Source organism: Marinobacter sp. LM1 (assembly GCF_042763285.1).
In the GTDB taxonomy this organism is placed as follows: domain Bacteria; phylum Pseudomonadota; class Gammaproteobacteria; order Pseudomonadales; family Oleiphilaceae; genus Marinobacter; species Marinobacter nauticus.
Window position 1 is genome coordinate 3,529,508 of sequence record NZ_CP114373.1, and the last position, 12,879, is coordinate 3,542,386.

A 12,879-nucleotide genomic window follows, 5' to 3' on the forward strand; every position below is an offset into this window, starting at 1 on the left:
AGTGTTCTGATCAGAGGTCGTTCATACGCCCTATCTGCCTGGCCAATCGCATAGCTTCGTTCTCTTCCATGGTTAGCAACGACTGCAGTAATTCTTTCGCCTCGGGAATTTCGGCTTTGTCGGCCATGGTACGATAAAGGTCCTCTATCTGATCATGGAAATCGAATACTTCTCTGCATATGCCCTCAAAATCCAGCTGTGCGTATGACTCATCGCAGGTTCTGTGGGTCTTAATGGGATGGTGAGACAGGTAGTCGTAGACCGTTGTCTCCAACGCTTTGGAATCGCCCTGCGACTTGAACTCGTTCACAATACGTTCCATTTCCGATTCATGGGTCGCCAGATAGTCCAGCAGCGCCCGTGCTCGCTCCTCTTCATTCTTCGTAGCGCAATGTGACATACACCTTGCAAGGTGAGCATGCAAATCCCGTGTCCAGCTAATAAGTTCTCCAAAGGTTTTGATGTCCATTTACCCGTTCCCCCTTGTTGTCATTAATCATGTCAGCAAACAGCAATTACCTACCACTTAAACTCATAAGCCTGAATTCACACTGAAAAACCCCAACAAAAGATGCAAAAAGAGTCGCTCAATAGCGTGGGCTTGATGAACATCAATTTTTCCAATTGGAAGTGTTCGTCTACCCTAAGCCGTCCAGTCGGGTTCGCTTTAGCAGGAGTGCATTTACCGCAACAAGAGCGGAGCTTCCAGACATTGCGAGCGCCGCTACTTCTGGGCTTATCACCAACGGATAGAACACGCCTGCCGCCGCGGGAAAGGCGATGACGTTATAGCCCACCGCCCAGAACAGGTTCTGGTGCATCTTGCGCAGGGTAGCGCGCGACAGCTCGATGGCTCCCAGCACATCGTAGGGGTCGCTCTTCATCAGCACCACGTCAGCGCTCTCAATGGCCACATCAGTGCCGGCACCGATGGCGAAACCCACCTCCGCCTGGGTCAGTGCCGGGGCGTCATTGACACCGTCGCCCACCATGCCAACCTTCTTGCCCTGAGCCTGGAGCTCCTTGATCTTGTCTGCTTTCTGCCCCGGAAGGACATCGGCGATCACCATCTCAATGCCGAGTTCCCGGGCGATGCGCTCGGCGGTGGCCTGGTTGTCGCCGGTGAGCATCGCCACCTCCACCCCGCGTTCACGCATCTTTTTGACCATGGCAGTAGCGGTGGGGCGCGGCGCATCGGCAATGGCGATAAGGCCGACCAGCTTCCCGTCCTGGGCGACGTGCACCACGGTCTGGCCCGCACTCTGCAGACGCGCGGCCTCGTCCTTCAGGCTCGCCATGTCGACCTTCTCTTCGTCCATCAGCCGGCGGTTGCCGAGCAGCACGGTCTTGCTGCCAATCTCCGCCCGCGCGCCCTTGCCCTCGATGTTGGTGAAGCCGGTCAGCGGATCAAGCTGCAAGCCTTCGGCCTTACTTTGTATCGCCTGGGCCAGAGGATGGTCCGAGCCCTGCTCCACCGTCCCCGCCAGTGCGAGGACCGCCTCCTCGGTGCTGCCCGCCACCACGACCACCTCGACCACCTGCGGCTCGCCCATGGTCAGGGTGCCGGTCTTGTCGAAGACCACAATATCCAGCCGGGTGGCATCCTCAAGTGCAGAGGCATTCTTGAACAAGATGCCGTTCCTGGCACCGAGGCCGGTGCCCACCATCACCGCCATGGGCGTTGCAAGGCCGAGGGCATCCGGACAGGCGATCACGAACACGGTGATAGTCAGGGTCACGGCAAGCAGCAGGCTTTGGCCAATCCACCAGAACCAGACGGCGAAGGTGAGCAGGCCGATTACGATGGCAATCACCACCAGCCACTGTGACGCTTTGTCCGCCAGCAGCTGCGCCGGGGCCTTGGAGTTCTGCGCCTCCTGCACCAGCTTGACGATCTGCGCTAACGCGGTGTCGGAACCTACCTTGGTGGCGCGATACCTGAAGCTGCCGCTCTTGTTAATGGTGGCCCCGATCACCTTATCGCCGGGCTTTTTTTCCACCGGCATGGACTCGCCAGTGAGCATGGACTCATCCACCAGGGACTCGCCCTCCAAGACCTCACCGTCCACCGGAATCTTATTGCCGGGGCGGATCACGACGATGTCGTCCTTCAGAACCTCAGCGGTGGGTACCTCCCGTTCCTGGCCATCACGCAACACAGTGGCCTTGGGCGGCGCGAGATCCATCAGCGAGCGGATGGCGTCCGAGGCACCGGCACGGGCGCGCATCTCCAGCCAATGGCCGAGCAGGATGAACACCAGCAGCACCGCCACCGCCTCGAAAAACTGCACCCCCGGGAAAAAGAGCGTGGAACCGACGCTGAACAGGTAGCCAGTACCCACCGAGAGAACGACCAGCACAGCCATGTTGAGCACGCCGTTTTTCAGCGCGCGCCAGGCGGCAACAAAGAACGGCCAGCTTGGCCAGAGCACCGCGATGCTTGCCAGTAATAGCAACCACAGGTCTAGCCGCAGCCCGAAGGGCGGTGCTGGCGGTTCGAACAGCCCACCCATGGGCGAATAAATGAAAATCGGGAGGCTGAAGATCAGGCAGACCCAGAAACGGTTGCGCATGTCGCGCACCATTGCCTGCATGTCCATGCTGCCGCCGTGGCCCATCTCGTGAGCCATCTCGTCCTTTGCGCCAGTATGTTCGCCGTGTTCAGCAGGATGCGCGGTATCGTCGTGGCCGGTGTGGGAGGCATGGCCATCGTGGACGGGCGTGGACACAGCCCCGGCTTCGGTCGGCGGGTCCCCCGGGTCGCAAACGTGCCTGGGCAACTGTTCTCCGGAACAGTGATAGCCGCACTCGTGTATCCGGGCCTTGATAGCCTCAAGGTCCACCGTCGCCTCATCATAGGTGACGGTCGCGCTGCCGGCCACATAGTTGACCTCGGCCTTCTTGACGCCGGGCAATCTCAATAGCTGTTTCTCTACGCCCCGGGCACTCAGTGCCGATAGCAAGCCGCGGATCTCCACAACGGTATTTTTCATTCCTTGTTTCCCTTTCCTTATTTGCAGACCGGAGCTTTCGTCAGCCCGACGCGCGCCCGACACCGAGATGGCGATGAAGCCAATTGAAGATCGGGCAGAACACCAGCCCGACATAAGCGCCATATAGAAAACTCTCAATCAATCCGAGCAGAAATCCCCACCAGGTCAGCCACTTGAACGCCGGCAGCACCTGCTCGAGAAACGTGTGCATGTGCAGGCTTTGCGGCGTCACCAGTCCATAGATCACGCAAACGATGAAGGTGACCGCCGCAAAGAGGCCCAACGCCCAGGTAACCAGTCTTGTGTCAAGCATGTTCCGTCCTCCGTTAATGCCGATGGCCAGAACGCCTATCCGGGTCGTTTCCCGACTTGTCCCGCGCACTATGTCCACCATGCCCGCCCCCGCCGTGACCACCATGTCCTCCGTGACCGAACATATGCATGCCCACGAAAACGATGCCAATAAGCACCGAGAACCAGTTTTCCGCCAACCATTCCATAAAGACCTCTCCAGTCTGCTGCTGTACCAGCTGCCTTTGCATTACTTCAGGCCCGGGCATGGCATTTCCTGACGCAAGTCAACCACATCTGCCTGAATTCAAACTGAATTACCGGACCGAAACAGAGCACACCTTGATCTCGATCAAATTAGAAACAATGTCCTAAAATTGATGACGCATGCACTTGCCGGTTACTGAATTTACTGGACACATGTTTTCTAGGAACACTCTGAGGAGAGAAAGGCATGAGCAACGAATCTTTCTCGGCAAGCATGCACCTTGAGCCTCAAAAAAGGCCTGCGGGGAAAAGCAGCATCATTCAGCTCAATCTTTTTCGAAAGGCGCTGAGATCTCTTCAGTTCGGCTCGTTATCACTTACATGGCCAGATGGAGAAAAGACGTGCCATGAAGGGAAGCAAGACGGTGTACATGCAGAAATGACAATCCTGCAGTGGCATGTCATTGATCGTCTGATCACCCACGGTGATGTGGGACTGGGAGAAGACTACATGGCAGGCAAATGGTCCACGCCCAATTTGCTTGCCCTAATGCGCCTTGTCACGGTGAACATAGTCGTTTTTGACCGCGCTTTACGCTCCAGCGCGGGGCTCCGGTTATGGCATTGGTGCAAACATCGGTTGTTTTCCAATACGGTTAAGCGCAGCCGCGAAAACGTCCATGAGCACTACGACTTAGGCAACGATTTTTATCAGCTCTGGCTGGATAAGAGCATGACCTACTCCTGCGCCCTGTTTGGTGGCAACGAGTCCCTCTCGCTTTACGAGGCACAGCAAGCGAAATATGAGCGGATCCTTCAGCGACTGGCACCGGAACGGGGAAGCCGCATCCTGGAAATAGGCTGTGGCTGGGGCGGTTTTATGGAAGTGGCAACTGCACACGGGTGCCATGTAACCGGGGCAACCTTGTCCAGCGAACAGGCGGATTGTGCCCGCCAACGACTCCGGTCCGCCGGACTGGAGGGAAATACCGAGGTGCGTTTACAGGACTACCGGGAACTGTCGGGTCCGTTTGATTTCGTGGTATCAATCGGGATGTTTGAACACGTGGGCGAGACCTATTGGCCCACTTACATGAAGGATGTACACGATTATCTGAGACCCGGCGGCAAGGCACTGATACAAACCATTACCATTGCCGAGGAGCGATTTGAGCGGTATCGCTCCGGCAACGACTTTTTGCGGGCACCCACCAACCTGATTATTCCACCACATCAATATCTTGATAACAATGTGTTGGAGATAGGCACCGATGCCACAACCGGTTAACGCGTGTCCGTCGATTGCAGGAATCATTAATCGATAAAAGGAAACAACCATGATGTTAATGGCCAATTAAAATGACCCACTACTGGCCATTAATTTTGACCCACCTCCGAGTGGCCGTCAGGCCACAGAACCAGCTACTGTCCCCAGCTTTTATCGATGGCCGGGGGCATGTCAGTGAAGGAGTGGGTTGTGATACACAAGATCAAGGCACTGCACGATAACGGCAAAGGGTTGTCGATCCGCGCCATCAGTCAGGAACTGGGGTTGTCCCGCAATACCGTTCGCAAGTATCTGCGGATGGATGAGAACGCGATTTCGGAACAGATAGAAGATCCCTCACGCACCAAGCGCCTCGATGATCACCGGGATTATCTGATTCATCTTCTCAAAGAATTCCCCAAGCTCAGCGCCGTCAAAATTGCCCGCAAGCTGCAAGCGAAGGTTGGTGAATTGCCAGCTTCGGATCGTTCCATTCGCCGCTATGTGCGAACGCTCAAGGGGGAAGTGGCCTCAGCCCAGATGCGCTATTACGAACCCATTCTGGACGATGTGCCGGGTGTTCAGTGTCAGGTGGACCCGGGTGAGTTGCGCGGCGTGCTGATTGGTGGCGAAGAGCGCACGCTGCACTTCGTGGTGTTCGTGCTGTCCTACTCGCGGTTGATGTACGTGGGTCTGGCCTTCCGCCCACTGGATACCCAGACCTTTATCCAACTCCATAACGAAGCCCTGCGTTACTTCGGTGGCCTGCCGGAGGAATGCGTCTACGATCAGACCAAGCTGGTGGTCATCAACGAACAGTACCGGGAGCTGACCCTCAACCAACGGTTCCACGAGTATGCCACCACGGCCGGGTTCCGGATCCATGCCTGCGAAGGTTATGACCCGGAGAGCAAGGGCAAGGTGGAAGCTGGCGTGAAGTACGTCAAGCAGGATTGCCTTTACGGTGAGGTCTTCCGGGACCAGGAGCACGTGCGCCAGCACGTGCAGGACTGGCTTGAGAGCGTAGCCAATGTCCGCATCCACGGCACCACCGGAGAGCCACCCCGGGAACGCTTCGAACGGGATGAGCGAGAACACCTGGAGGCTTACCTGTCACCAGCTTGCGTGCAATCTGTGGCCCACGAGACACGTCGAGCCGACAAGACCGGCCTGATCGCCTGGAAGGCCAACAAGTACTCTGTGCCCATGGCCTGGCAACAGGCCCGGGTGGGCGTTCTGGAGTCCGGCGGCCAACTCCACATCAGCGACCTGAACACAGGGGAAGTCATTGCCAGCCATGCTCTGTGTGCCGATAAAGGCAAGGTGATCAAGAACACCCACCACTACCGGGATCATGCCCAGCGGGTGGCCGCCCTTGAGGGTAAGATCAACGACCTGATCGGCAGTGACATCGGGCCACGGTTGTGCCAACAGCTCAAGCGTTCCGAGCCCAAGATCTACAAGGACCAGCTGGTGGCTGCCCGTGACCTGCTCAAGCGCCATGCGCCCGTGGATCCGGCATTAATTACGACGCTGGCAGAGCGTCCCGGCATGACCGCGACACGGCTGCAAAGTTATCTGGAAGCAGCCCAGGCCGCCGTTCTCCGGGAGCGACAGCCGGAACCGCTATCGGAACCAAAAGAAACACTGGATCTGAGCGCTTACCGCCATATTGGCCGCTCCAGTGGCCAGGGGGTGACCCATGAGCCAGCTTGAACAGACCGAGGCCCGTTACCGCAGCCTGCGCCTGAGCGCGGCCGCCGACGAACTGACCAACCTGCTGGCCGAGGCTGAAGCCAACGAGATGTCCTATCTCAGCTTCGCGGACCGGCTTGCCGAGCACGAACTGACCCAGCGCCAGGACAAACGCATCCGCCGGAACCGGAAAATGGCTGCGTTCCCAGCGGAGAAGCGCCTGGAGGGCTTCGACTACCGGCACCAGACCACCATTACCAAACGCCAGGTCAATGCCTTGCTGGACTTCCAGTTCATCGACGAGCGAAACAACCTGGTGTTCATCGGCCCGCCCGGTGTAGGCAAGACCCACCTGGCCATCGGCATTGGCCACAAAGCTGTGGAGGCCGGCTACCGGGTACTGTTCCGCAACGCTCTCGATCTGGTGGAAGAACTAGAGCTGGCCGAGATGAAGGGTGAGTTGAAAAAGCGGGTCAGCCAACTGGCCAAGTACGACCTGCTGATCATTGATGAACTGGGCTATCTACCGATGACCCGGCAGGCCCGATACAACCTGTTCCAGTTGATCAACAGCCTATACGAATACCGTTCAATCATCCTGACCACCAATAAGGACTTCACCAGCTGGGGCGAGTTCTTCCACGACGACAACGTGGCGGTGCCGATCATTGACCGGGTTATCCACCATTCACACATCTTTATGTTGGGAGGAGAAAGCTATCGGCTAAAGCAGAAGACAACAAGCTAGACTATGAAAGGTGGGTCAATTTTATTGGCCAAAGGTGGGTCAAAATAAATGGCCATTGACACATGAACGATCGATTCCGCCCCTCCTTGTCGGATATACCGGTTTCACCACGTCAGATCACTCTGTATATAGGCATTGCGGTTGCGGGACGATTACAGTGTTCGGTCGCGACTGGAAGATATTCTCGGTAGTGAAACCCGCAAAGCTGTTGCCAAACACGAATTGATAGAACTTGCACACACCAAGAAAGGCAGGGAGCCCGCCTTCGACCAGCCGCTCACAAAAGCGGTGATTGGCCAACCGCGGTCCGTCCGACGGGGGCGGCAGCTAATAGAAGCGGACATCTCTGCCGCGGCTTCGGCAAAGATGGCTAAATTTGGCATTGAATTGCCCGACATTCGTTTTAAGCGGATCAACTACAATGAAAGCGTTCGCCAGAATGATCAGCAAACGCCAGCAGATTGCCGAGCGATTCCGTTCCGAGGGTGCCGGCGAAGCCGCTAATTATCGGCGACAAGGAAAAGGATTTGCAGCGCATTGAGTCTGAAGCCTATCGGGAAGCTCAAACCATTCAGGGGGTGGCGGACGCGAAAGCCACGGAAATTTACGCAGCGGCGTATAACCAGTCGGAAATATCCCGTGATCTGTATGACTTTGTCAAAACCCTGGAGACCTATAACCGGGTGATCGACTCTTCCACCACGCTGGCATTAACCACTGAAAGCGAGCTACACCAACTGTTGAATGGTATAGGCCAAAACCCCTGAGGAGGGCTTGATGAACAAGCTGGCGTCCACGATTCGTTGCCCCGTGTGTGATATGAAAAAAATCAATCGCTCGCTACTATGGAATTACCAGGGTATCAACCACTATTTCTGTTCGCGTCAGTGCCTAGAGCGATTTAAATCCCGCCCGCATCTGTTTGTGGGCGATCCTCAACACGGATTGTCGCCCAAGCAGAAAAATCAAGTGATTCTAAAAAAACGCCGCATGCGACTCCGCGAAATAATCAGCGATGACCTCAAGGCTGATTTGAAAACATCACTGCAGTCGCTGATGGGTATTGATGCAGTGGACTTCACGGATCAGGAGCTGTATGTGACTTACGATCTGCTGCAGGCTTCCCTGGAAGATATCGAAAAAACCATCGAACAGGCGGCAGCCCGGCTGTCAAAAGGTATGGCGGAACAGGTAAAACGCGGGCTGATTCATTACAGCGAGGAGTGTGAGCTCGACAATCTCGCACACCTGACCAAAAACAGTGACTGTCATTGAGCAAGAAAGCATGGGAAAAGGCATCAACTACACTTAGTCTACCTTTTTGCGGCGCGGTGTGGGGGGGCGTTGCTGTTTCAGAGCTTCTGGGCATAACCGTCATCTACAGGGAACTGAGCCACAGCGAGTTCAAACGCTGCCTGAAGCAGGGTTGGTTAAAAGATCTGATGGTTGGTGGGTAAACCACTCGCGACAGCTTAAAGGAACCTTTTGAAAGCAAAAACAATTTTGTCACCCCGAGGGTCTATATCGATCTGGCGGAAGAGCTTGCTCCCTATGACGTGGATTATAAAGGCGTCATCTCCTATGGGCCTCTCGCCACGTTGATCGGCTGGGTCGCACAGGCGGTATTAACGTCATGCGAGTGGAGCTAAGGCGAAAGAAGGCGGCTTGAAGATCAGGGATCTATGTTAACGAGCGTTCACTTATAAGTGACACCGTGTCGGTCAAATATTTCATAGACTTCTCTTGCTTCCTCCGCCGGCAACATCACCCGGATCGTCTGCTCATCCTTATCAATATAGATCAGATCCTGTGGAATTTCGCTGCCAATAAGGTCGTCTCGCGTATTGTGTGCCTGATCCATGTTCTCGAACTTACCATTAATAGCTTTACCCATCTTGTTTCTCCTTGTTGTTTAGCTTCTGCATAAAGCATAGATAACACATCAATTTCTGTAAATTTATGACATTGCCAAGGACCGAGCGCCGTCCTTGAAACCATTCGCGGAGGGCTTAAAGACCCGTAAGTCGCGGATGATCGCCGGCCAGCCACACGCCTGCGTAACAGAGCTGACCGCGGTTCGTATTGTGTGCAGAAAACTTCCTGAGGCCTCCTCAACCGCACCGTTAGCCAGTGACCCTTGCCATTCGGATTATCTTCCCCTCGGTCGGGGTGACTCCGCTTTCTTTCAGGCGGATGTCTGATTAACGCAACAGTGAGAAAGTCAGAACTTGACCTGCCCCCACAACCAGGCCTTGTCCGTATCCACGCCGCGACCATCCTCGGCATAGCTGGCGAACTTGGCACCCACCGTGTAATGTTTGTTGACTGGGTAGGCAGCCAGCAGCCCCAGCTCAGAGCCATAGCTCAAGCTATTGATGTCACTGCTGTAGTCATGAAATATGGCCAGCAACTTGACTCCCTTTACTGCGGCACCCGCCGATACGTAAAGATCCTGCAGGCCATCGTCCGGGGTGACCAAGAACTGGTCGGCCCAACCGTTCATTGCGTGAAGCGTAGCCAGAGGAGTCTGAAATGATCGGCCGTCGTCCGACTCCAGGGTTTCCATGCCCACCTTGACCGTAACGCCATACGCGGCGAGGCCCGCTTCCGCCAGCCAATAGGCGGCCTCAAAGCTTTGCGGGTTGTCTGCATAGTCTTTCTGGATTGCGTACTCCAGGGTGTACAGGACCCTGGCGTCTTCCGATACATCGGTGCCACCTGCGAACCGCAAACCAAAATTCTGGGTTGAGTTGACGTCTGCGGTGGTAAAGTCGAACAGATATCCGTAGGCGGTAAGGGTTCCGGCGGCCAACCCCTGATACTGAACATTAAGAATCGGCGACTGCATGGGGAAATTGCCATTCGGGCTGGCGTCCGAGAATATCCGGTTAGCATTGTAAAGATAGCCCGCTGTAATCGTCGTGTCTGGAAGCGACTCGTTGGCGCCGATAAAGGCATCGAAGGTCTGCTCATTCTGGCGCCAGCCAACTGTGCCTATAAACCGGTGATTGTCCAGAGCAAAGCGCTGACGACCATAGGTCAGTGTGGTATCCGGAAGGCCTTTGTAACGTACGTAAATTTGGTTGACTTCGGTTTCCGTCGGATCAGCGACCACTGAGTGATCGGTTGTATCATTAATGGTGCTATTGTAGTTCTCATTCCCCACAGCGGTCACATCTTCCGCCTCGGCAAACACCTCAAACCCCTGGAAATCACCAGTCCGGTACCCCAGTCGGGTTCGAACGGTGGAAGCATGGGCTTGATCGAGAGGGTTGTCCTGATCCACAAATTCGTAACGGTAGCGAACTTCAAGCGAAACCGCTCCCCCGGTCAAGGCGTCGGTAAGGGTCTGGGACAGGACAGGCGTCGCGGAAGAGGCCAGAAGTGAACCAATGGCCAAGGCCAGCAACGACTTCTGGTTTCTTTGGCCTTTCCTGGCAGGGAGCGGCGTTAGCATCGTTTTCATCCTAGTGGTACCTTCTGTGGCCGTATAAGGGGTGAGTGGAGTCAATGTTTCATTCATGAGTCGATAATTCAGTTTAGGGCGCCTATGTCCGCGGCAACCTTGATATCGGTCAGCTTGAGCCTGACTCGCAAGGGGTACCTCCAAAAGCTCACAGACAAAACGAGCAGGACAAGGTGCCATCACCTCATCCGTCTCACAGAGCCGTCCCTACGGGCCTCGTTTGCGGCTCATTCCATTGAGATACCTCTGGGCTTGAAGGACTGTGCGGCGCTTATTTCCTCAAATCCTAGAAAAAGCCACCAATGATCATTTGCAGATTTAACAGCTGCCCCATAGTCAGCCTGCCAAAGGCAATGAACCCCAAATGCGGATCGGAGAGGCGGAAAACTCGACAGAAAAACGAGAACTCCAGTAGACCAGCAGGAACAACCCAGACTCGGCTCCAGTTCGGCGAGGCTGCTTAGTAAACCAGCATAATGCGACAAACAATTTGACGCCTCTCAGAATCAACTTGATTTGACGCTGAAGGATGCCGTAGCTCTGACCCTATACACAGCCTAGCCCGGATTTCTCATAGTGCTCCAACAACCTTCGCAGACCAAGCCTGGTAGTGCCAGATCCGAGTGGTCATGGTCGAAGTTGGCGATTATTTAGCCAGTTTCCGGCATTCAGGCACAACTCCCCCTTTCCCCCATTGGTATCGGGCCGGGGGAGCCCGATTATCTACTGGGGCACCAAGCGCTGAACCAGTGCTGAGAGATCGTTCTTGTGTGGATAGCTATCACTCATCAACACCCGTATTCGGCGGGTGTTGCGGATGATGACTGCGCCAACCTTGATCAGCTTCAAGCGCAAGGTGCCGGCACTCATACGTTCGAAGGGCGTGTTTTTCAGATGCACCCGCAAACGCTCGAACAGGGTGTAGGCGAAGCCGGATAAGATCAGCCGCCACTGGTTGGTCCACCAGTGTGTGCTGGAGGTGCGACCGGCAAACAGATCCAGTTGTTGATCCTTGATCCGGTTCTCCATATCACCCCGTGCGCAATACTGTTCGTAGTAGAGCTTGAATCCGTCATCGTAGCGGGAGCTGATAACGAACCGGGGGTTCGGGCCTTGAGGGCCATATTCCAGGCGCGCAACCACCCAGCGTGGCTTATGCCAGCTTCGGGCTTTGTAGCGGAAGCGGAAGGTGCTGGCGAGCTTATGGCCATGAGCCTCGTAGTAGGTCCGGACTTTGTCCATGGCTGGGGCGGCAAGCGCCTCCAGCCGCTGGTTGCGGGCCATGCCTACGATGTAATCCACCTGGTTGCGATCGCACCAGGCCAGCAGTCGGGGCTTGCTGAAGTGGGAGTCGCCCCGGAACACGATCCGGGTCTGTGGCCAATACTCGCGAATAAATCGCACCAGCAGCGCCAGAATGGCCCAGCTGTGCCGGGCATCACCTCGATTGCTGGTGCGCAGATAGCTCACCAGCAAGTGCCTACCGCAGAAGACGTAAAGCGGGAAGTAGCAGTGATGGTCGTAATACCGGTTAAAGAACTTACCCGGCTGGTCGCCGTGCACCGGAATATCGGTGCCGTCAAAATCCAGCACGATTTCCTTGGGCGGCTTCTCATGCTGCTCGATAAAGTGGTGCCAGAGCAACTCATGCGCTTTGACAATGGTTTGCCGATCCATCGCCTGCTCCATTCGACAAAGCGTGGACTTGCCGGCCAGAGTCGAGGCATTCCCCGTGGCGGTTTGTAGTGCCTGATCAAAGCGAAGCGCTTCATGATCATTCAGATCTTCGTAGCCGCTGGCCACGCCGTAGACGCGCTGCCGGATCATGGTGTTGAGCCCATGACGAATCATGCGGGCATCCCGCTGGTCGGTCAGCGTCTCGGCCAGTCGCTGGGTTAGCCGGTGTTGTTTATCGACTTCGCGCAGTAACAACACACCGGCATCCGAGGTGATATGGCCTCCGGAGAAATCGGCTTCAATCTGGCGGCGGGAGAGTGGCGAGAAGGTCAGTTTTTGAGGTACCATTTTGGATAGCGGCTTTTAGTGTGGGTTTTTGTGTAGGAACTTGAATTCTAACACTTTAAGCCGCTTCTTCCTTCCTCATGCTACCTTCTTCATGAGAAATCCGGGCTAGGGAACTGGATGCCCGTGAGGCCCAAGAACACATCACACAGGGATATCATGTAGAAAATCAGTAGAGGAGGCAATAACG

General features: G+C 55.6%; 12 protein-coding genes. 6 read left to right on the forward strand and 6 right to left on the reverse strand.

Translation table 11 applies throughout. The annotated features are described in order from the left end of the window. Positions 1 to 10 precede the first annotated feature (10 nt). The 3 genes from OZ656_RS16590 to OZ656_RS16600 all read right to left on the reverse strand — a co-directional run bounded on the left by OZ656_RS16590 (position 11) and on the right by OZ656_RS16600 (position 3,306). Positions 11 to 469, reverse strand: coding sequence for an ATPase (locus tag OZ656_RS16590; RefSeq protein WP_273095868.1), 459 nt, complete (start codon positions 467 to 469; stop codon positions 11 to 13). A gap of 169 nt (positions 470 to 638) precedes the next feature. Next, positions 639 to 2,993 (reverse strand): cation-translocating P-type ATPase, encoded by a 2,355-nt coding sequence (locus OZ656_RS16595; protein WP_092034303.1) that lies wholly within the window; start codon positions 2,991 to 2,993, stop codon positions 639 to 641. 40 nt (positions 2,994 to 3,033) lie between these two features. Continuing rightward, positions 3,034 to 3,306, reverse strand: coding sequence for a DUF5676 family membrane protein (locus OZ656_RS16600; RefSeq protein WP_091854502.1), 273 nt, complete (start codon positions 3,304 to 3,306; stop codon positions 3,034 to 3,036). 432 nt (positions 3,307 to 3,738) lie between these two features. On the opposite strand from OZ656_RS16600, the gene OZ656_RS16605 reads away from it, so the two are divergent. From OZ656_RS16605 to OZ656_RS16630, 6 genes are all read left to right on the forward strand, one after another. Beyond that, positions 3,739 to 4,779, forward strand: coding sequence for a cyclopropane-fatty-acyl-phospholipid synthase family protein (locus tag OZ656_RS16605; protein WP_264995193.1), 1,041 nt, complete (start codon positions 3,739 to 3,741; stop codon positions 4,777 to 4,779). Between the two features lie 189 nt (positions 4,780 to 4,968). After that, positions 4,969 to 6,474: an IS21 family transposase gene (gene istA, locus OZ656_RS16610; protein WP_023011525.1), complete on the forward strand. Its 1,506-nt coding sequence runs from the start codon at positions 4,969 to 4,971 to the stop codon at positions 6,472 to 6,474. Continuing rightward, the gene (gene istB, locus OZ656_RS16615; RefSeq protein WP_011783606.1) at positions 6,461 to 7,201 is read left to right on the forward strand and encodes an IS21-like element helper ATPase IstB; all 741 of its coding nucleotides are present in this window, start codon (positions 6,461 to 6,463) and stop codon (positions 7,199 to 7,201) included. The genes istA and istB overlap by 14 nt, the downstream gene beginning before the upstream one ends. 141 nt (positions 7,202 to 7,342) lie before the next feature. Continuing rightward, the gene (locus OZ656_RS16620; protein ID WP_091855219.1) at positions 7,343 to 7,705 is read left to right on the forward strand and encodes an SPFH domain-containing protein; all 363 of its coding nucleotides are present in this window, start codon (positions 7,343 to 7,345) and stop codon (positions 7,703 to 7,705) included. Positions 7,706 to 7,728: 23 nt separating this feature from the next. Further along, positions 7,729 to 7,968 (forward strand): hypothetical protein, encoded by a 240-nt coding sequence (locus OZ656_RS16625; protein WP_091855218.1) that lies wholly within the window; start codon positions 7,729 to 7,731, stop codon positions 7,966 to 7,968. A 10-nt stretch (positions 7,969 to 7,978) separates the two neighbouring features. Next, positions 7,979 to 8,476, forward strand: a complete 498-nt coding sequence (locus OZ656_RS16630) for a hypothetical protein (RefSeq protein ID WP_092034298.1) — start codon at positions 7,979 to 7,981, stop codon at positions 8,474 to 8,476. A 421-nt stretch (positions 8,477 to 8,897) separates the two neighbouring features. Here OZ656_RS16630 and OZ656_RS16635 read toward each other — a convergent pair whose 3' ends face one another. From OZ656_RS16635 to OZ656_RS16645, 3 genes are all read right to left on the reverse strand, one after another. Continuing rightward, positions 8,898 to 9,095: a hypothetical protein gene (locus OZ656_RS16635; protein WP_091855216.1), complete on the reverse strand. Its 198-nt coding sequence runs from the start codon at positions 9,093 to 9,095 to the stop codon at positions 8,898 to 8,900. Between the two features lie 327 nt (positions 9,096 to 9,422). Continuing rightward, positions 9,423 to 10,658, reverse strand: a complete 1,236-nt coding sequence (locus tag OZ656_RS16640) for an alginate export family protein (RefSeq protein ID WP_379944732.1) — start codon at positions 10,656 to 10,658, stop codon at positions 9,423 to 9,425. Positions 10,659 to 11,390: 732 nt separating this feature from the next. Continuing rightward, positions 11,391 to 12,692, reverse strand: a complete 1,302-nt coding sequence (locus OZ656_RS16645; RefSeq protein ID WP_041336316.1) for an IS1380 family transposase — start codon at positions 12,690 to 12,692, stop codon at positions 11,391 to 11,393. Between the last annotated feature and the right edge of the window lie 187 nt (positions 12,693 to 12,879).

Excerpts from the sequence above, each read along its gene's own strand:
- OZ656_RS16590 (WP_273095868.1), bottom strand. The coding sequence starts at position 469 with ATGGACATCAAAACCTTTGGAGAACTTATTAGCTGGACACGGGATTTG.
- OZ656_RS16595 (WP_092034303.1), bottom strand. The coding sequence starts at position 2,993 with ATGAAAAATACCGTTGTGGAGATCCGCGGCTTGCTATCGGCACTGAGT.
- OZ656_RS16600 (WP_091854502.1), bottom strand. The coding sequence starts at position 3,306 with ATGCTTGACACAAGACTGGTTACCTGGGCGTTGGGCCTCTTTGCGGCG.
- OZ656_RS16605 (WP_264995193.1), top strand. The coding sequence starts at position 3,739 with ATGAGCAACGAATCTTTCTCGGCAAGCATGCACCTTGAGCCTCAAAAA.
- istB (WP_011783606.1), top strand. The coding sequence starts at position 6,461 with ATGAGCCAGCTTGAACAGACCGAGGCCCGTTACCGCAGCCTGCGCCTG.
- OZ656_RS16630 (WP_092034298.1), top strand. The coding sequence starts at position 7,979 with ATGAACAAGCTGGCGTCCACGATTCGTTGCCCCGTGTGTGATATGAAA.
- OZ656_RS16635 (WP_091855216.1), bottom strand. The coding sequence starts at position 9,095 with ATGGGTAAAGCTATTAATGGTAAGTTCGAGAACATGGATCAGGCACAC.
- OZ656_RS16640 (WP_379944732.1), bottom strand. The coding sequence starts at position 10,658 with ATGCTAACGCCGCTCCCTGCCAGGAAAGGCCAAAGAAACCAGAAGTCG.
- OZ656_RS16645 (WP_041336316.1), bottom strand. The coding sequence starts at position 12,692 with ATGGTACCTCAAAAACTGACCTTCTCGCCACTCTCCCGCCGCCAGATT.